The sequence below is a fragment of the Cytobacillus sp. Hm23 genome (assembly GCF_051842895.1).
Taxonomy (GTDB): domain Bacteria; phylum Bacillota; class Bacilli; order Bacillales; family SM2101; genus Nanhaiella.
The window spans coordinates 76,013-95,964 of sequence record NZ_JBPXRQ010000021.1; the positions used below are offsets into that span (position 1 = coordinate 76,013).

19 protein-coding genes and 1 pseudogene are annotated in these 19,952 nt (G+C 34.8%); 3 read left to right on the forward strand and 17 right to left on the reverse strand.

Annotation, left to right across the window (positions count from 1 at the left end; translation table 11 throughout):
- Positions 1-48: 48 nt before the first annotated feature.
- The 5 genes from ACSVDA_RS14460 to ACSVDA_RS14480 form a co-directional block, all read right to left on the reverse strand.
- Positions 49-504 (reverse strand): threonine/serine exporter family protein, encoded by a 456-nt coding sequence (locus ACSVDA_RS14460; RefSeq protein ID WP_485884140.1) that lies wholly within the window; start codon positions 502-504, stop codon positions 49-51.
- A 15-nt stretch (positions 505-519) separates the two neighbouring features.
- Positions 520-1,281 (reverse strand): threonine/serine exporter family protein, encoded by a 762-nt coding sequence (locus ACSVDA_RS14465; RefSeq protein ID WP_485884141.1) that lies wholly within the window; start codon positions 1,279-1,281, stop codon positions 520-522.
- A complete protein-coding gene (locus tag ACSVDA_RS14470) occupies positions 1,274-1,504 on the reverse strand; it encodes a hypothetical protein (RefSeq protein WP_485884142.1) in 231 nt (76 codons plus the stop codon). The genes ACSVDA_RS14465 and ACSVDA_RS14470 overlap by 8 nt, the downstream gene beginning before the upstream one ends.
- Positions 1,505-1,635: 131 nt before the next feature.
- Positions 1,636-2,451, reverse strand: a complete 816-nt coding sequence (locus tag ACSVDA_RS14475) for a ZIP family metal transporter (RefSeq protein ID WP_320208896.1) — start codon at positions 2,449-2,451, stop codon at positions 1,636-1,638.
- A 324-nt stretch (positions 2,452-2,775) separates the two neighbouring features.
- A complete protein-coding gene (locus ACSVDA_RS14480) occupies positions 2,776-3,969 on the reverse strand; it encodes an MFS transporter (protein WP_485884143.1) in 1,194 nt (397 codons plus the stop codon).
- A gap of 531 nt (positions 3,970-4,500) precedes the next feature.
- Between ACSVDA_RS14480 and pepT the strand changes: the two genes are divergently transcribed.
- Positions 4,501-5,736, forward strand: coding sequence for a peptidase T (pepT, locus tag ACSVDA_RS14485; protein WP_485884160.1), 1,236 nt, complete (start codon positions 4,501-4,503; stop codon positions 5,734-5,736).
- Between the two features lie 212 nt (positions 5,737-5,948).
- Here the strand turns inward: pepT and ACSVDA_RS14490 are convergent, their stop codons facing one another.
- From ACSVDA_RS14490 to ACSVDA_RS14515, 6 genes are all read right to left on the reverse strand, one after another.
- Positions 5,949-6,308, reverse strand: coding sequence for a VOC family protein (locus tag ACSVDA_RS14490; protein WP_485884144.1), 360 nt, complete (start codon positions 6,306-6,308; stop codon positions 5,949-5,951).
- On the reverse strand, positions 6,305-7,336 hold the full coding sequence (locus tag ACSVDA_RS14495) for an S-adenosylmethionine:tRNA ribosyltransferase-isomerase (protein ID WP_485884145.1): 1,032 nt from the start codon (positions 7,334-7,336) through the stop codon (positions 6,305-6,307). Before ACSVDA_RS14495 ends, ACSVDA_RS14490 begins: the two co-directional genes overlap by 4 nt.
- Positions 7,336-8,064, reverse strand: coding sequence for an SDR family NAD(P)-dependent oxidoreductase (locus ACSVDA_RS14500; protein ID WP_485884146.1), 729 nt, complete (start codon positions 8,062-8,064; stop codon positions 7,336-7,338). Before ACSVDA_RS14500 ends, ACSVDA_RS14495 begins: the two co-directional genes overlap by 1 nt.
- Positions 8,065-8,200: 136 nt before the next feature.
- Positions 8,201-8,779 carry a histidine phosphatase family protein gene (locus ACSVDA_RS14505; protein ID WP_485884147.1) on the reverse strand — a complete coding sequence of 193 codons (579 nt, stop codon included), beginning with the start codon at positions 8,777-8,779 and terminating at the stop codon, positions 8,201-8,203.
- A gap of 718 nt (positions 8,780-9,497) precedes the next feature.
- Complete coding sequence (locus tag ACSVDA_RS14510) at positions 9,498-10,121, reverse strand: TetR/AcrR family transcriptional regulator (protein WP_485884148.1); 624 nt, start codon at positions 10,119-10,121, stop codon at positions 9,498-9,500.
- Complete coding sequence (locus ACSVDA_RS14515) at positions 10,066-11,346, reverse strand: MFS transporter (RefSeq protein ID WP_485884149.1); 1,281 nt, start codon at positions 11,344-11,346, stop codon at positions 10,066-10,068. The genes ACSVDA_RS14510 and ACSVDA_RS14515 overlap by 56 nt, the downstream gene beginning before the upstream one ends.
- Before the next feature lie 558 nt (positions 11,347-11,904).
- Between ACSVDA_RS14515 and ACSVDA_RS14520 the strand changes: the two genes are divergently transcribed.
- Positions 11,905-13,686, forward strand: coding sequence for a S9 family peptidase (locus tag ACSVDA_RS14520; protein ID WP_485884161.1), 1,782 nt, complete (start codon positions 11,905-11,907; stop codon positions 13,684-13,686).
- 206 nt (positions 13,687-13,892) lie between these two features.
- On the opposite strand, the gene ACSVDA_RS14525 is transcribed toward ACSVDA_RS14520, so the two are convergent.
- Positions 13,893-14,246, reverse strand: a complete 354-nt coding sequence (locus tag ACSVDA_RS14525; protein WP_485884150.1) for a DoxX family protein — start codon at positions 14,244-14,246, stop codon at positions 13,893-13,895.
- A gap of 24 nt (positions 14,247-14,270) precedes the next feature.
- A complete protein-coding gene (locus tag ACSVDA_RS14530) occupies positions 14,271-14,717 on the reverse strand; it encodes a MarR family winged helix-turn-helix transcriptional regulator (protein WP_485884151.1) in 447 nt (148 codons plus the stop codon).
- Positions 14,718-15,196: 479 nt separating this feature from the next.
- On the opposite strand from ACSVDA_RS14530, the gene ACSVDA_RS14535 reads away from it, so the two are divergent.
- Positions 15,197-15,841: an ImmA/IrrE family metallo-endopeptidase gene (locus ACSVDA_RS14535; protein WP_485884152.1), complete on the forward strand. Its 645-nt coding sequence runs from the start codon at positions 15,197-15,199 to the stop codon at positions 15,839-15,841.
- A gap of 169 nt (positions 15,842-16,010) precedes the next feature.
- On the opposite strand, the gene ACSVDA_RS14540 is transcribed toward ACSVDA_RS14535, so the two are convergent.
- From ACSVDA_RS14540 to ACSVDA_RS14555, 4 genes and pseudogenes are all read right to left on the reverse strand, one after another.
- Positions 16,011-17,219, reverse strand: a complete 1,209-nt coding sequence (locus ACSVDA_RS14540) for an acyltransferase (protein WP_485884153.1) — start codon at positions 17,217-17,219, stop codon at positions 16,011-16,013.
- Positions 17,220-17,468: 249 nt separating this feature from the next.
- The gene (locus ACSVDA_RS14545) at positions 17,469-18,572 is read right to left on the reverse strand and encodes a threonine aldolase family protein (RefSeq protein ID WP_485884154.1); all 1,104 of its coding nucleotides are present in this window, start codon (positions 18,570-18,572) and stop codon (positions 17,469-17,471) included.
- Positions 18,573-18,835: 263 nt separating this feature from the next.
- The gene (locus ACSVDA_RS14550; RefSeq protein WP_485884155.1) at positions 18,836-19,105 is read right to left on the reverse strand and encodes a SemiSWEET transporter; all 270 of its coding nucleotides are present in this window, start codon (positions 19,103-19,105) and stop codon (positions 18,836-18,838) included.
- Between the two features lie 434 nt (positions 19,106-19,539).
- Positions 19,540-19,800, reverse strand: a pseudogene (locus ACSVDA_RS14555) (GNAT family N-acetyltransferase); the annotation flags it as partial.
- Positions 19,801-19,952: the final 152 nt, after the last annotated feature.

A 19,952-nucleotide genomic window follows, 5' to 3' on the forward strand; every position in this document is an offset into this window, starting at 1 on the left:
ACAAGTAACAACCAATTCGAGTGACATTTTATATTTATTACATAGCTACTATTTTGAGTAGCCTGATCTGTTTAATGTGAGTTTTGATTTTCTAATTACTTGATTGATTACTTCCGAAAACACAAGGCCAATGGCAATAGCTCCTGAAATCATAAATGCCTTTGCTGCTAAATTTATTGCAGTATTATAATCATTTTGAACAAAATTCCTCATTGCATCATAGGCTAGTCCGCCTGGTACTAAAGGGATAATTCCAGAAACAATAAAAACAATAATTGGTGTTTTATACATTCTGGAAAAAATCTGACTCATTACAGCAACAACAAACGATGCTACAACTGTTGAAAATACTGAGTCGATATCATTTAACGTTAACATGACATAAATGATCCATCCTAACATCCCAACAAAGCCACACTTAATCAACGATTTTCTAGGAACATTAAAAATGATACCAAAGGCTGCTGCTGCAACAAAACTTGTTACAAGTTGTTCTATAATCATTCTTACAGCCCCTTTCTAAAAGATCATAAACACTACTGCTATCCCCGAACCAATTGCAAATGCAGTTAAAAAGGCTTCTGCACTTTTTGCTAAGCCTGACATGAGGTGACCAGCCATTAAATCTCTTACAGCATTCGTTAAGAGCAAACCAGGAACTAATGGCATAACTGAACCTATAATAATTTTATCGAGTTCATACCCAAGCTCAATTTGCACAAACAATAAAGCCAACAAACCAATGATGACTGAAGATGTGAACTCAGCAAAAAACTTTATAGGGACTAGCCTATGTAAATTAATCACAAAAAACAAGCCCACCCCACCAGCAATAAATGCTGGTAAGAAATCTCGCCACTCTCCGTCAAACATAATTAAAAAACAACCGCTGGTAAAAGCTGCAGCTAAAATTTGCACAATAAATGGAAAAGCTACATTAGACTGTTCTATTTCTTTTAATGATTCATATGCCTGCTCAACTGTTAATTCACCACTGCTAATCTGCCTTGATATACTGTTAACTAAAGTAACTTTATGCAAATCTGTCGTTCTTTCAGAAATTCTAACTAGTTTAGTCTTTGTCGGATCTATCCCTTCAATTGATAAAATAATGACAGTTGGAGTAACAAAGCTATGTGATTCCTTCACATCAAAAGCTCTTGCGATACGCGTCATCGTATCTTCAACCCGATAAGTTTCAGCACCACTTTGTAACATTATTTTTCCTGCAAGTAGACATACTTCCATAATGTCATACGTCTCATTTATTTGATTATTCATTTCCATTCTCTCCAATAAAAGAAGCGTAAGCACCTTCAATTCCACATAAATACGAGACCTCGTCCTCTGATGACAACGGTGGTATGTTGCCATCCTGCCTCTCCCCAGTAATGCCTAACACCTGCAGTCGCTGGAAATGGTGAAGTACCGACGAGTGGAACGTGCCAGAGCTAAATATCGTATCTTGTATCGTTAATTTATTTAAAAATTTATACTTTATCATACTGTTTACACGTAAGTATCATCATTTGTTTTTCAAGTTTAAATGAAAAACATACGTAAAATCAACATCATATTAAAATTAATTTTAAAAACAAAACAGCAGACCCTAGCGGGATCTGCTTCTCATCTCTGTTACCCTAACGCTACGTCCAAAATCATCATGACGACAAAGCCACCCATCAGTCCAAGCGTAGCCAAATCTGTGCTGCCAGATGATTGAGATTCGGGAATAAGTTCTTCAACGACAACAAAAATCATCGCACCTGCTGCAAAAGCTAACGCATATGGAAGAATAGGCTGAACGAGTAAAACAGCTGCTGCACCAATGACAGCTGCAATCGGCTCAACAATTGCTGAGAGTTGTCCGTAATGAAATGCTCGTGCCCTAGACATCCCTTCCCCTCTTAATGGAACTGAAAGAGCAGCTCCTTCCGGCATATTTTGAATACCAATTCCTATTGCAAGACCAATAGCACCAATTAAAGATGCTTCACCAATCCCCAACGAAGCAGCACCAAAAGCTACACCTATCGCAAGACCTTCAGGGATGTTATGTAACATTATAGCTAAAAATAACAGTGTAGATTTCTGAAACTTCGTTTCGGGGCCCTCTGCTTTTTCTTTTTTCTCACCTAAATGCAAATGTGGCACGATAAAGTCTAATAACCGTATAAACAACCCACCTAGTAAAAAACCAATGGCTGGTGCTAACCAAGGAATTTGACCATTCTGTTCACTAAATTCAATCGATGGAGCTAATAGCGACCAAAAAGATGCAGCAATCATTACACCAGCTGCAAAACCTAACATCATATTTAAAATATGCTTATCAATTTTTCTAAAAAAGAAAACTGTCGCTGCTCCTAGCGCAGTTAACCCCCATGTAAGCATGCCACCTAATAACGCTTGTACCGTTGGATTTAATGAACTAAACCAATCCAAAAACATGATAATCAGTCCTTTCAACCCATAAAAAATTCGACTCAAATCACTAAAAATAGACAATTATTCTTAACTTAAATTATACACCCTTCACTATCTATTTTAAAATGCAGACCATTGGCTAAGGCTATTTTCTTAAACTTTGCTCCTTTTTTCACATATATTTTATTTTAAGTAACAAAATGTATGGGTTTTAATAATCTTTAGAGAAGAGAAGAAGCCAAGAAGAATATTTATATTCATGCTTGCTCTAATTTCGTAAAGTAATTAATGCAAAACAGCCTAACAAAAAGAAACTTCTCTATATAATTGAGAAGTTTCTTTTTTACCTTAAGATGATACTGAATGTTGCTGAGTAATTTTATTTTTTCGTCCTTCAAATAATGTAGCTATTATAGCTATTACTAGAAAGATACTGGATATTTGGAACAATGTAGCTATTTCAAAAAACGTTGCTAAAATTCCAAATACTAATCCACCTAAACCAATTCCAAGGTCAATAGCTGAAAACAGCATTCCATTCGCTACACCTCGACGATTAGGGGGTGTTTTAGATAACGTCCACGATTGTAATGTTGGCATTAATGATCCAAAACCAATTCCAAATAAGATACCTGAAATAATAATAAATAAATTAGAGTAAGCCATTGATAGTACCCATAACCCTATAAAGGTTAACGTAAGACAGCTTAACACAATTCCCATTGGACCGTTTTTATCAAACCATTTTCCAGCAATCGGCCGAGAAATAGTCGCCATTATCGCATTAAACAAATAAAATAGAAAAATTTGATCTATACCACGTTCTTCTCCAAATATGACGATAAATGTCACAACAGAACCGTAGCCAAATGTTGCGATGATTGTTATAAAAGCTGGATACCAGCTTGACTTTTCAATTAATGAACCCATATAAGAAAACTTTAAGTCTTCTTTTTTAGTTTCTTTAACTGAAGCTGGAGTTTGGTAACGAATGAGAAATAATAAACAAATAGAGATAAGCCCTAATATGGCAGAAATATATATTAGGTTAGAAAATGATGTAACTTGAAATAAATAAATTCCTAGACTCGGAGCGATAATCATTCCAAGTGTAATAGAAAGGCCAAAATATCCTAACCCTTCACCTAATCGAGAACTAGGTACAATATCTGAAGCTACCGTTCCATTAACCGTTGTAGACCATCCCCAAGCAAGCCCGTGTAAAAATCTAAAAACCAAAAAAAGGACAACTAATTGAGATACTGGATATAGTAACGTAACTATTAATAAAGAGATGACACCTATTAGCACAAGTGACTTTCTCTCCTTATATTCAAGCATATACCCAATAAACGGACGACTCAATACAGCACCTATTGAAAACAACGCTGTAACTAAGCCAATTTCTAATCCTGACGCACCTATTGACTTAATATATGGAGGTAACGTTGGAATCAACATTTGAAACGACATGAAAACAAATAAGTTACCTAACATAAGCATAATATACGATTTAGTCCATAAAGGCTCTTTAGCTTTCATCACTTCATCCCTCCCCCAAAACTTATAACGATTTATAACCAAAAAAAGATACTCCCTTTATCAAGATTGTTGTCGCAACAAACCCAAGAACGAGAGCAATTTTTTTATCGTAATATTCATCTTACACCTAAATAATAATAAAACTCTAACACTTATAAACAATTAAATCAAATTTGGTGTCTGACCTCCATTGTATATACCCGGTGATGTGTGATAGTTACATTTAGAAGAAATGATAGATGTTGTCATCTACTGTTTTCGAGGATAACTATCATATAGTCTAGTTGTTCTTTTAGCGACTTGTATTTTTATAGAAAACCAACCATCCTAAAGTCAGGCAGTTATTGTAAACATAAATTTTTTAACCCAAAATTAATTATAATCTCAACAAAGCCTACAAAATAAGCATAAATAAATACCAGCTTGTTTTCTCATTTAAAAGAAAACATCCGCTAAAGAATCCTTATTAGTGCTTGGAATCGTCATTATGGTAAGATGAAAATATACATGAAAAGGGGATGATAGTTAATGTTGAAGAATGAAATGATTGAACGATTTACTTCTTACGTAAAAGTGGACACTCAGTCCAATGAAGAGAGTCAAACATGCCCTTCAACTCCTGGTCAGCTGACACTTGCTAATATGTTAGTAGATGAACTTAAGGAAATTGGTATGGAGGAAGTTTCAATTGATGAAAATGGTTATGTTATGGCTACTCTCCCTTCTAATACTGATAAAGAAGTGCCAACGATTGGCTTTTTAGCACATGTGGATACTGCAACTGACTTTACAGGTACAGGTGTAAAGCCACAAATTGTTGAAAACTATGACGGAAACGATATTGTTTTAAATGAAAAATTACATATCACACTTTCACCAAAGGACTTTCCTTATCTAGCTGACTATAAAGGACATACACTCATTACAACAGATGGCACGACTTTACTAGGTGCTGATAACAAGGCTGGTATTGCAGAGATTATGACCGCAATGGCATATTTAGTTAAGCACCCAGAAATCAAACATGGAAAAATTCGTGTAGCTTTTACACCTGATGAAGAAATAGGTAGAGGACCTCATAAGTTTAATGTTGATGCTTTTAATGCTGCATATGCTTATACGATTGACGGAGGGCCACTAGGAGAACTTCAATACGAAAGCTTTAATGCAGCAGGAGCCAAAGTTAAAGTAAAAGGAAACAATATACATCCTGGGTCTGCCAAAGGAAAAATGGTCAATTCCGCTAAAATTGCAATGGAATTTAATCGACGTCTTCCAAAAGAAGAAGCACCTGAATACACAGATGGATACGAAGGGTTTTACCATCTCATTTCCATTGAAGGAGACGTTGAGCAAACTGTATTAAACTATATTATCCGTGACTTTGATAGAAAAAAATTCAATGCAAGAAAAGCTATGATTCAAAAGATTACTGATGAACTAAAAGCGGAATATGGAAATGACAATATTGTTTTAGAAATGAATGATCAATATTACAACATGAGAGAAAAAATTGAACCCGTTAAAGAAATCATTGACATTGCACATGAAGCAATGGAAAAGCTTGAAATTAAACCAATTATAGAACCAATTCGAGGTGGTACGGATGGTTCGCAGCTCTCATACATGGGACTGCCTACACCTAATATCTTTACAGGTGGTGAAAACTTCCACGGTAAATATGAGTTTATCTCGGTAGAAAATATGCTTAAAGCAACAAATGTAATCGTAGAAATCGCCAAATTGTTTGAAGAAAAAGCTAAATAAATCCATTATTAAGCGAGCAAAAAAAAAGCAAGAGTTCAAAGTAGAAAAACTCCCTCAAAATTCAGATCAATAATAGCTCTAAGCTTCTACTTCGTATAATTACAAAGTAGAAGCTAGTTTTTAAAAGACGCTATCTCCTGAATATGGGTATCCTCCTTGCATAGCAGAAAAGCTAGTATGCCATTTATAGACTGACTACCTACCCCATTATTTTACTCGCACTGTATAAATTCAATTAATTCACCATCCAAGCCACTTACAAAGATCGTTTGCCATCCATTATCCAATTCCAATGGACCTTCTACAATCTTGATTTCATTCTCATTTAGCCAAGCAATAACATTGTGTATGCTTTCAACTTCAAACGCAAAATGAATATCGTCACTAGAAGATGCCCGTTCATTTTCATACAATTCAAGGCGGAACTGATCAAATATTAGAAAAGTGATTGGCTCATCTTCAACAATTATTGTCCTTTCAATATCAAAGCCCAGTTTTCGATAAAACTGAATGGACTTGTTGACATGCTGAACCTCAAGCGCAATATGGTGAAAGCCTTTGATTAAGCTCATAAGATCATATTCATATCACCGAATTCATGCCATAAATAGCCTTCTTCAATGGCTTGCTGATATGCCTCCATTAAATAACTCTCATTAATAAATGCTGATAATAATTGTAGGTGACTAGCTTCAGGTTCATGAAACCCAGTAATTAAGCCATCGACAATTTGTAAAGGATAATTTTTTGTTATATATAAATTCGTCCACCCTGTTTGTGATGATAATATCTCCCCTTCGTTTGCAACAGTTTCCAATGCTCTTACAACAGTCGTACCGACAGCTATAACTTTATTACCATTACGTTTCGCTTCTCTAATTATCTTAACTGTTCCTGGAGGTACATCATATGATTCATTATTTTCAGATGGTTGCTGATGATATTTATCATCCAATAAATAACTTAATCCTGTATGAAGCTGAATAAATGCTAGTTTAATTCCCTTTCGCTGAAGCTTTAATAAAAGCTCCCAACTAAATGCACGCCCTGCAGATGGCATTTCTACCGACCCTGGCTGTGCTGCATAAACAGTTTGATAATAATCTAACCCCCACCGCTCTGTTATATATTCGTATCGAATGGGCTCACCTAGCGAATAAATTTGTTCATAAAGCTCTGAGCCTTTTAACGAGAACTGTAGTAAAAAGAAAGGTTCTCTGTCTTCCTTCACAGTAGCGCATAATGTAGGTGAAATCATCAAGCGATCACCGACCATTACATCATCATTTACAACTAATGCTTCCCAGCTACTATCTGTAAGTCGATATGCTAAACGTATTTCAACTCGTTTCTTTATTTCATTATGACCCCGAAGTTGCTCACCATATAAAATGGCAGGGACTGTTCGACTATTATTTAAAACGAGTACATCTCCTGCTGCTAAAAATTTGTCTAAGTTAAAAAATGTTGAATGATTTACTGCTCCATTCGTCCGATTCAGTACCATCATTCGCACAAAATCCCTTCGAAGCCCTCGCCGTTCTGGAGGTGATGATGCATTGAGTTGATCCAGTAGTTCAAAGTTCAAAGCAGTCTGCATCATAAACCCTCCTTGTCTTCAAGGTATGTTTGTGCATTTAACCTTTGTCCATTAACCTTACTAGCTTTATCAGAAGCTAAATAGAGAAAAACATCTGTTAAATCGTTTGGATTTGCAAGAGGATAATCGCAATCTGGAACAGCAAGATCATGCATTTCAGTGTCCATCTCTCCCGGATCAACCATATTTACTCGTACTCCTGTTTCAGCAACCTCATCTGCCCACGTTTCTGTTAATCCTTCTAATGCAAATTTTGAAATACCATAAGCACCCCATCCAGCATAACCAACATGACCAGCTTCAGAAGTAACATTAATAATTGACCCTTTATTTCGTTGAAGCATACTACTAATGACGCGTCGAGTTACAAGAAACGGACCAACTGTATTAACTTTTAAAACTTGCTGAAAATCCTCTTCAGGATAATCAAGTAAATATGGCATCGGACTTGGACCTAGCATTGAAGCGTTATTAATTAGCACATCAATATGTCCAAAAGTATCTTCTGTTATTGCCACAAACCTTTCCACATCTCTAGGCTCAGATGCATCAGCCTTCATTGCTAACACCTTTACACCATATGAACGTAACTCTTGCTCCACTTCCTGTAAGGCTATCATACCTCTTGCACAAATGGCTAAATTTGCACCTTCCTTTGCAAAAGCTATCGCTAATGCTTTACCTAAGCCTTTTGACGCTCCAGTTATCATCACAACTTTATTCTTCATTTGTCCCTCTCTCCTTTATCTAGTGTTACTTAAATCATAAAAAAAAACGACGTCGTTAACGTCGGAGAAAGGTATATATTTTTTATCAATAATTAGTTTTAGAAGCTCTACTCCAAAAGGTTGAAAAAAGGTTAAACTAGCTCAGATGCTTCGTACAATTATAAAGGTTACAATCCCACTTACCTTCTATATTACTTAATATGGTAACTGACGTATTATGTAAATATACCTTCTGAAATTCTTCAGGAAGTAAGTGCTTCAAAGTGAGACCGATTAAAGCACCATGGCTTATTAATAGCACTCTTTTATGTTGATACATTTGTACTATTTCTTCTATAAACTCGGCACCTCTCTTTGCAACATCATCAAATGTTTCCATGCCAAGGTCCATCTCAAACCATTTACTACCCCATCTTTCTACTCTTTCTTCTTCAGTCGTACCTTCAATTTCGCCACAGTTTATTTCACGTATTCTTTTGTCGACAAAAGCAATAGGTAATTTTAATTTCTCGCTAATAATTTGTCCCGTTTCTATAGCTCTTTGTAGGTCACTCGTGATAAGCACGTCCCAATTTTCTTCCTTAAATAATCGATTCGCCACAGCTAAAGCTTGTTTCCTACCTTCTTCATTTAAAGGGATATCTGATATACCTTGAGCTTTGTGTAAATCATTCCATTCAGTAACTCCATGCCTTATAAGCCCTATTGTTATCATGTATAAATCCTCTCTTATCTACTATTCTATTATTCTATATAAGTTACCATAGTTCTTTTTCTACTTGTTAACCTAGGTCAGCTACATCGTGCTTTATCCTATTACGTATTGTTGCCGTTTGCTCTTAAATTGTTATACTTCATCCTGGAAATATTAACGAGTAAACATCTAATGTACATGGTATTTATGCTACGTTAGATGGCGTTTGGATAGCACACTATCTACTATCTATTATTAGTTACAAAACAATAAAGTTTACAAAAAGAGCATGTTGTGAAGACAGAATGCTAGGAATATTAATTAGTACAAGTGTATACGAACCATATTTAGCAAGCTGAAATGACAAATTAAACAAACGTTTGTTTAAAAAGGCTCTTTTTTCGGAAACTTTATTGCTATCGTTCGAAAACTTTGAGATAAAGATGTCGTTTTACACAAAAGGCACTGTTTTATAGAAGTAAAGTTGCCACGAAATCTAGTTGTTTATTTTTAGTACGATTAACAACAATCTATGCGATAACAGCCTTAAATAAATACTAGAGCCTAATTGTAAAATTAGGCTCTTATGTCATAGACCTTAGATATCAATAATAATCAACTCTATCCACTATTTATATTCACTATTTGTAAGAAATTGCTCCTCTTTGTTCTCTTTGCTTTCAGAACATTTACCTTCGAAATAAACAGTTCATTGAAGGAATGGCATGATAATAAAACCTTACTTAGGCTTACCAACTCCCAATGCCATTTTTAAATATTCAATAAACATAATAGACTGTTCCTTTTTCTTAATATCTTCCTTAGGTAAAATCGAATGGAGTGCTAATCCATCATTAAAAGCGACAATCGACCTTGCGATAATTTCACTTTTATACTTATTACTAAATTCTCCACTATCTTGTCCTGCTTTAATGACAGAGTCATATATTTCAAAAACATTATAATACCGATCTCTGCCATATTTTATTCGACGCTCATCATTTCTACCTGTGATAAAGAACTCTAAAGTACTTGGAGCAAACTCATCCACTTCATCACTAGGTTCCATTCCTTTACCAAGCATGCTCATTAATAGTAACTCCCAGTATGAATCTACGCTACCTTCCAACAGTTCTTTGTTTTCTGAAACTCCTTTGGCTAAGGCTTCCTTTAAAATTGTTTCATATAAATCTTCTTTATTTGAGAAATATTGATACAATCCCCCCCTACTTACATCAGCTTCCTCCATCACGTGCTTCACCGTAGCTCTTTCGTACCCATGTTTTATAAACACTTGTACTGCTGCCTTAATAATTTTTGCTCGTCGCTTCTGTAGATGCTCCTGGCTTACTTTCGGGCACATTATCCTTCCCCCTCTCTATGCTGTTTTTTGCGAAAAACCCTATGAAAGATACGATAATTAAGAGTGACCCAGTAATCATAAACGTTGGAATGACTCCTATTGACGTTGCAAGCCATCCACCTAGTAGCGGCCCAATAATCGTTGCTGTTGTTGTAACACTATTAATTACCCCAAACACCCTTCCTGTCATATGACCAGGTGTTTCAACCTGTGCAGTTGCATAAAATGGTACAAAAACAACACCTGCTGCAAACCCTGCAAAAAATCCAAGTACAATACCCCATATAATCGAATAGTCTAAATCAACATAAGTTAATACGGACATCATACCAAAACTAAGACCGATTCCACAAACACCTATCAGCATTAACGGAAAAGCATTATATTCAGTTTTTTTCGCTAATAGTAATCCGGAAAAAAACGTCCCTATTCCAGCTGCTGCAACTATATACCCAAACAAATCAGGAGATGCTGTCGTTAACTCTCTAATTAACACAATAATTTGAGAATCAGATAACTGCAGTATCAATAGACTAAATCCTAAAAAGAACATTCCTACAAGCATAAATCTATTAGATTTAATAAACGACATCCCCAAAACAAAATCATCTTTAAATGAAGATTTAACATGTTCTTCCTCATTATTTTCATCTTGTAACGAATTTACCGCATTTGGTAAAAACAAAATGATTAGAGCTGACACGATGAAAGTTGCTGAATCGATATAAAATACTAATTTTGCACCAACTGCTGCAACTAATAACCCACTTAATAATGGCCCAATTACCTTCGTAGTCGAATCAATCATAGATGTAATTGACATCGCACCCTTCATATCATCTTGAGGTACTAGTTCTTTTAACTTACCGTTTTTCGCAGGTACAAACACCGCCGAAAACACACCAATTATGAACAAACAAATATATACCATCCATATAGCATCAGCAATCGTCAATATAAGGATGAGTCCTGCACGTACAACGTCGGATACTATCATTAACGTCTTTCTATTAAGCCTGTCTGCCACAACACCTGCTACTGGACCTAACAACGCCATCGGAACAGCCAAACACAAAAAGATGAGTGATACTTCCATCGGTGTTGCATTCCACTTCAAACCAACGAGAGTTATGATAGCAACAATACTTAACCAATCCCCAATACTTGATATAGCCTGAGCGACCATTAATGTTAAATAACCTTTATTCTTCATTAAACTTTTCATTTAAAATTTCCCCCCTGTTTCCCTATAATAGACATCGATGTCGTTTTTTATTATTATATCGACATTAATGTCGATATACAAGAGGTATTTACAAAAATTTTCTAATTTATTATTTTTTTAGGGAAATCCCCCTACTAAAATTGCAATCTCTCCGACATGAGACGTAAAGAAAATCCAACTTACAGCATAGAATACTTATCATTTATCGGTAATAGAATATTAGTGCGTATTCAATAAAGAAAAATATCAAATTCCTTGGGAACCATGTATTTCTTGCTATTTTGTTTAAACTCTTTTCATAGATTTGATACTATTTATGCTTTATTGTTATGCAAATAAACAACAAGTTAAGACCTATATAACTTGTATCGTTTATGGAAACGCCTAGGCGCGACGATAGCTAATTGAATACGTGTTTATAGCTTAAACAGTCAATACGAAAACAGCCTATGATAAAGCAACAATCAACTATAAAACACACTTTGATTATCATAGAACAGCATTTTTTCGTATTTTTTGAACTACTTCTCATTCAACTAAGGGGGAATTTAAGTGGAAATGCAAAAAAAACCGGATGTTGAGCAATTTTTACGTGCCTACACAATTCAAGATTTTGTCGTAAGTAATGATGAAAGACAGCTTGTTTTCAGTACGAATATTAGTGGGAACTATAATTTATGGGGAATGGATTTACCAAATCAATTTCCGTATCCACTCACATTTAATGATCAGAGTTGTCAAGGGCTTTGCTACGACAAGGCAGGGAGATTTATCATTACAGCTTTTGACCGTGATGGTGATGAAAATTCACAGCTATATATGATACCACCAGAAGGGGGACAGCTACAGCCTATTAGAGTTGCTGAAGGGTTCAAGCATGCAGTGCCTATCTTATCAGATGATGGAAAGCGCTTATATTATACTTCTAATAAGGAGGATCCAACCTTTCTGAAAAGCTATTGCTATCACATAGACACAAAGGAAGAAGATATAATCATAGAAGGGGACGGTGGTGCTACATATTTATATGATATTAGCCCAAGTGAAAGTAGTTTTCTTTTTCTAAAATATTTATCTACTACTCATGTGCTAGCTTATGTAAAAGTAGATAATGAAGTGATTCCCCTAACACCAGAATCAGATGAGCAGCACACAGTTACTAATGGTGTTTATGCCTCAGATTCAGACATCTATTTCATTACTAATTATGGAGCAGATTTTTCATATATTGCAAAATATGACTTAGCTGAAAAAGAATTTAGTAAAGTCGTTTCACTTCCAAGTGAGGGCTTTAAAATGATTAAGTTTGATGAAAAACATCACCTTTTATATTTTGTTAGTGAGAGAGGTGTAGAGGATCAGCTATACTCTTATGATATTATTACAGCAAAATTGACAGAACTTGAATGTCCAATTGGAAATATCGATAAGCTAGAAGTGACTGCCCAAGGAAGTGTATACCTCGTTGGTACATCTGCTACAAAACCTTCAAATATTTTTAGAAAACATGCTAACAAACATCGTTGGGAACAGCTTACGAATAACCGTGTTATGGGTGTACATGAAGATGAGCTTATTGATCCAGCTGTCATATCTTATCAATCATTTGATGGTCTCGACATAGAAGCGCTTTACTTTAAAGCAAACTCTGTAACTAGTAACGGTCACGTTATATTATGGCCACATGGGGGTCCTCAGCATGCTGAGCGCAAAGTATTTAACGACGTTTTTCAGTACCTTTTAAATGAAGGGTATAGTATTTTCGCACCGAACTTCCGTGGTTCTACCGGATATGGATTAGCATTTACAAAAATGGTTGAAGGTGACTGGGGACATGGACCAAGACTTGATAACATTGAAGGTCTAGAATTTTTATTTAAAAATGGGCTCGCTGACCGTGACAAAGTATTTCTTATGGGCGGAAGCTACGGTGGTTACATGTCCCTATTACTTCACGGTAGACATTCACAATACTTTAAAGCGGTTGTCGATATTTGTGGACCAAGTGATCTATTCTCCCTCGTTGAGTCAGTACCAGAGCATTGGAAACCAATGTTGACCCAGTGGGTTGGGCACCCAGAAAAAGATAAAGAAAAGCTAATTGAGTTTTCACCGATCACTTATATAGAAAATATGTCTAAGCCCATGTTGGTCATTCAAGGAGCAAACGACCCACGAGTAGTCAAGGAGGAATCTGATAAAATTGTCGCTGTTTTAAAAGAAAAAGGTCGTGAAGTTGAATACCTCGTTTTAGAAGACGAGGGACATGGTTTTTCAAAAAAAGAAAATGAGGTAATCGTGTACAGAGCAATATGCGAATTTTTTAATAAATATTTGTAATCCGTCAGTATTATTTAAACTAGACGTGTTGCTATTCTTAGCTCTTTTCGTAAACTTTGTTGTATTTTTTACTTACACTTGAGTCATCGATATGTATTATATGTTTTTCAGTCATTAGAGAAAAGAATAGCACAAATTCGAATGACAGTAGCCTTAGTTAAACAAACACACGACATGTTAATAATGTCGTGTGTTCTCAATTGTATTTATTTTTTCACCTTACCGATAAGTACAACTAATCCTAAAATGAAGAGAACTAAAGAAGGCATTGCTGCACCCATACCTTGGCCTGCATTTAAATGCGAAAATACAGCCCCTCCCATAAGAATGACTAATCCTGTTGAAGCAAGTAAAGCAATTGTTGACTTCCAGTATCCAATAATAAGTCCAATTCCTCCTAAAATTTCACAAGCGGCAATAAAGTACATAAACCCGACAGCATATCCGAATCCCCCTGCCATCTGTTCAAGTTGTTCTGCCCCACCTACAAATTTCATTACACCAGATAAAATAAATGCTACTGCAAGTAATCCTTGAATAATACGAGTAACCCATTTCATATATTTACACTCTCCCTTTGTTTTTTATAATTCTTTTGCACCGAAACCAATTTTCTTTAATAAATGAATTAACTGTTGTTTCTCGTCGTTAGTAACAAACGATAGATTTTGAGAAATCGTTTCAACGTGTTTCGGAAATATCGTATCAAATAATTCCCTTCCTTTTTCTGTTAGCGTAACATTGAACGCTCTTCTATCTGAAGGAATTGGTTCTCTTTTGACCATGTCTTTCTTTTCAAGCTTATCTACAACATACGTGATACTCCCACTTGGAATAGAAAAAGTTTCGCTAATCTTTTGAACAGGATGTGGACCTTTACTATACAGAAGCTCAAGAATCATAAATTGTTCATGACTAATACCGTAACTGTCTATATCTAAGCTAATGTTTTTGAAGACAGTATTAAAGGATTTCATCCAAACGCGAAACAATCTTAGATCAAGTTCACTTTGATCATCTCCTTGAAACATGATTTCCATCTCCTTTTATCATTGGAATAAATAAGAATCAACATAAGAACTGTGTGAATATGTGACTCTTTATTGCTTTCTCTTTATAACGAGTTAAATCATGTATTAGTTATCCTATAATTAATTATCCTAACTTTAGGATGTTTTTATCCTAACATTAGGATAAATATTTGTCAACAAAACTAGAGCTAAAAATTTTCATTTCTGTTACCATTAACAATAAGAAAATACATCCTTAAATTACTTAAAATTACATTTTAAATAAAGGCTCTTTTCGTAAACTTTGTTGCTATTTTAACTAAGATTCGACAGTATGATGAGTTTTATGAGAGCTCAATAATTGTATAAGTAGAAAAGATGCCACGAACGCTGGGTGTATACGTGACTATACCTTTGAACGAAAAGCAACAATCAATGCGAAAACAACCTAAATGCAAGATAACCCTTATAAATGATTATGATAATGTGGGGGATTTTTTATGCGTAAAATTCGAGCGTTTTCTAACGGGTTAAGAAATGGTGCTTGGAGTGAACAAAAATTTACTAACCTTACCCCTTATTCACCCTACAGTACTGAAATATACAAAATTGTTAAGGAAAACACTAAATCACTTAATAACCCAAAAGGAATATTTATTAAAAGGTATCATCCAATCAATGAATTTTTCCATCCCATCAACGAAAAAGATATAAAAAAAGTCATTGACTCTGTACCGTCACAATTCTTAAGTGATTTACGAGGAATATTTCTATGTGGGGGCACTCATAAACAGCAGCACTTTAGTGAACTAAGGTTTGGCACTTATCATGATCATTATAAAGCGATTTTTCTTTTTCCCTTCCCAAAGACAAAATGCTTATCGTATAACACGAAGCCAAAACCATCAATTCGTTTAAGCTATGAAAGGCATGGTGCTACTTGGATTGCAGAAGATTCAAAATGGCGACTGCAATTTGATGAAAAATCTATACATTCTTTTTATTTAAATGATGTATTGTTCCATGAGCTTGGACATCACGTTGAAAATATATCACATGATATTAAGCATAAGAACTATGAGCAAAGAGAGCGTTTTGCAGAATGGTTTGCATTGGAATTTGGAATAAAAGGAAGGGGTGAATAGCCAATTGTTCAACATAGGGAAATTCTGTTAGTCTTAAAAGTAAAGAAAAAAATTAGGAAGTAAGATATATGTAAAGGTGAGGGGTAGCTCTATACGAGCCCCCCTTTTTTTCTTATTGATTAGATACAACCCGACTAAAGGATTAATGTAAAAAAATAGGATTCTCCACTTAGTCTCTCCCTTTAAGGCTTTTACTATAAACAGGTTTTTCTTTCGGTAATAGCTGACCAATTAATGCAGGCAAACTCCAATTCGCCTTTTCAAATGGTCCGATAATTGACGTTGCAAATGGCAGGTGGCTAAAGATAAAAGAAAACCCTATAGATAAAACTGTTGTTATAATGAAAATTGCTATACTTAAGGAAATATAATGTCCTGTAATATGATTATTCTCAATAAATATAACGACCAGTTGAAGGAAAAACAAATGAGCTAAATACGAACCATACGTAAACTTTCCTATAAATGCTAACAATTTGTATAAAAATGTTCTCGTTTGAACAATGATCATGGACAATCCATATAATAAAATAATTTCAGAAACGACATACAAAAACATAGATGGCTTTAAATATGTTGATGCTTGTAAATCAATTTGTGTAACACCATTAAATGCTACTAATTCATAACCTACCACAATAAATAAACCTAAAAAAATAAAAGTATTTAATGCTACATATTTTGAAACAAATTTTCTCCATGCGGTCAGTTTTAATGCAACTAATCCACCTAGGAAGAAGTAAAAAGAATAAAATAACAAACTTCTGTCTGTATACTTTAACCACGCCACGTCTGTTAACAAATTACCATTAAATATAAATCGAGATGACAACCACATAAGCAATAAATAACTTACTGCAAAACAACCAACCGTAAATGCAATAAGCTTCACAGATGAGAATTTCTTATCCAGCCACTGAAATATCACAAAGAGTAGTGGAAATACTAGGTGAAATTGAAACACCATCACCACATACCATAAATGCGGAGCAGCTGCCCCTGTAAATATCAATTTTATCATTTCACTTAATGTAAGTGTTGAAGTACTAATAAAGTTTGTGAAGAAAATCACATAAATAGCCGACCAAAATAAATATGGTACTATTAACTCTGACCACTTCTGAGTAATGTAAGATGCATACTTCACCTGCTGTTTATGATGATATATTAAGTGAAATCCAGTTACGAAAATAAAAACAGGTGCAGAAAACTTTACGAAGTTAAATAACATACCAATCATAACTGTCTCTTCAGGTGAAATATTCCCTTGCTCTACAGCAAAGATCAAAGAACTTTGGAAAACGACAGCTAAGAAAGCTAAACTTTTTATAATATTTACTTCTGAAGCTTTTCGTTGGTGATTTATAATCTGAGACATGTTAATCACTCACTCCTAGAAATCTATGCTTCTAGTATATACCTCCTACCTATTACTTTTATATATTGATTTGCTCATAAGTCTTAACAATTTATTGGATAATTAAAACGATTGTAGAATGAAGCGTTTACATCTTAGCTTTTTTCGGGCAATTACAAAATATAATCATCCCGAATGAGTTCATCAGCCACAACTAAATAACCTGCACTATGTAGATTACTAGTGAGTCTTTCCTCAACTAAACAAATACTAACCCTTACCTTGAACGCTCTGACTTTGTTCATCAAGCATCCGAAATGCTTTTTCCACCTTCTCTTCTGGTATATTATTATATCTATCTCCAATGCTTACCTCGAAATAACATGTATTGTTTCGTGATTCTTTTATATAGCTCGTTAAACCAACTTGCGTCTCACCATATATTGAGACTAGTATTGGTGTAATTACATCTTTTGGCGCATCAACATGTACATGGAACATATTAGAAACCGGATTGAGTGGTCTAGTTGAGATAAAGTCGCATTCATTAATCATTCCAGCAAGCTTCTTTGTGGCATCAAAATACTCTCCCATTTTATGAATCCGCTCATTAAAATAATAATCAGCACTAATGATATAAGGATATAAGCTAATTAAGTCACCACCGTGACGTCTTTTCCAGACTTTTGAATCATCAGTAAATTTGTTATCACCAGCAAGAATCGCTCCAGCAATCCCACCAATCCCCTTATAAAGAGACACATAAACACTATCAAAAAGGCTACAAACTTCAGCTGCAGTCTTCTCGTAGTACGGAAGAATTTCAAATAATCTAGCTCCGTCTAAATGTAGCTTAATCCCGTTATTTCTACAGTATAGAGAAATAGATTCTAGTGTTTTATAAGCTGGTAATTGACCCCCAATCTCACGTTGAGGTAGCTCTAACAATACGCAAGCAATTTCCTCATCAATGCTTATAATATCCTCCAAAGTAATGAGTCTATCTTTATTAGCTAATAACACAGGTTCAATATGGTGTAATTCTTTCAACCCATCCTCTTCATGAATTTCTAAATGACATAATGGGTGATAACCAACTTTTTTTAGCCCTTTATGATCACACCATATTCTTAATGCGATCTGTTGTGCCATCGTTCCACTTGGAAAAAACACAGCTGATTCTTTCCCTAAATACATTGCCATTTTCACTTCGAAATTTTCAATTATTTTACCTTTACCATAAATATCACTCTCAAGCCCTTCGGCAATATCTTTAAAAGATTCCTTTAAAACTCGTATATCTCTTTTGCTATGACCTCCTATTTGATAAGCTGTTTCGTTATAAGCTTCCAGTAAAGGATTCATTTCACTCATTACAGATGCTCCCATCTTTAATTTTTTTTGGCTCTTTGCGTAAACTTTGCTGCTACTCAGCAAAATGAATGATTATCATCGTGATAAAAAACAATACCTAATTGATACAACCAGGCAGTGGAATAACAGCAATCAATAAACCAGTTAAATAGATTTTATATGAGTAGTAAAGATTCGTGAAATTAAGATATTTTCTTAATTAGCTTTATCATGTGAAAAAAATCGATTTCATACCTAATAAATCATTATCCTGTAATTAAAAATTAGTTACTAGTTTTCTTAAAGTTATTCTTAACCGTAAGTACTAAAATGAGTACTGCTGGAATGAACGTAACAATGTTTGTTAATATAATTGCTAAATCTCCTATGATGAATCCATATATTGCCCAAATAAACACTCCCAAAGTAAAAGAACTATACATTAAAATTGATATATCTTGTGTTCTATTTGTTAACAATACTTTAATAGCCTGTGGAATAAATGCACAACTCGTTAGTATACCTGCTAAAATACCTAGATAAGTAATAGACATGTCCTTCCTCCGTTTGCGATCACATTTATTAGATTCTATTGCCATATTATTCGTCTAACATGTTATACTCGTTTTCTCCCAGATGCTACAAAAACTACTCCTCGATTAAAATGCTTTTGCCACATCTTCTCTTCCATTTATACGATGACAATCTTATTTAACTACCATTTGCTGTTGTAATTCCGTCATTATAACGACACTGAAAACATGGAAAAAACCTTTGATAATAGGCCGTCTTCGCATTGATTGTTGTTTTTCAGCCTTAGATATAAATACTTATACATCTAGCGTTCGTGGCATCTTTTCTTCTGTACAACAATGACTAATATAAAACCACTTTTTATGGTGCTAAATTGGTAATAATAGCAACAGAGTCTACGAAGAGAGCCTTTAGTAACAATAGCACCAAAGTTAACGAAAAAAGTCTACTAGTCTTAATTATGTTTATATTCAATTTGCCAGCAGTCTCGATACTCGCCTTCAAAGAATTCATGTTTAGGTAACATTTTCACCTTGTTAAAACCACATTTTTCATAACAGCGAATGGCTCTGTCATTCCACGTTTGAGGATCCATTACTACTCTATCTGCTTGCTTTATTTCACATAAGAACTTGACCATAGACCGTACGAGCAGCGTACCAATACCTTTATTCCAGTATTCTACTTCTCCAATAAACTGATCAATACCTTGAACCACCCACCACTTATCAGACCTTACGGTCATGTTATTGAAGTGGGGGATTCCTAAGTACGGAAACCTAACGGCTTCTAATTGATTAGGCTATCCCCGTAGTTCCTACGGTTAAGAGACGAATTGCTTCGTTTCTTAGATTTTGTCCTGCGTTA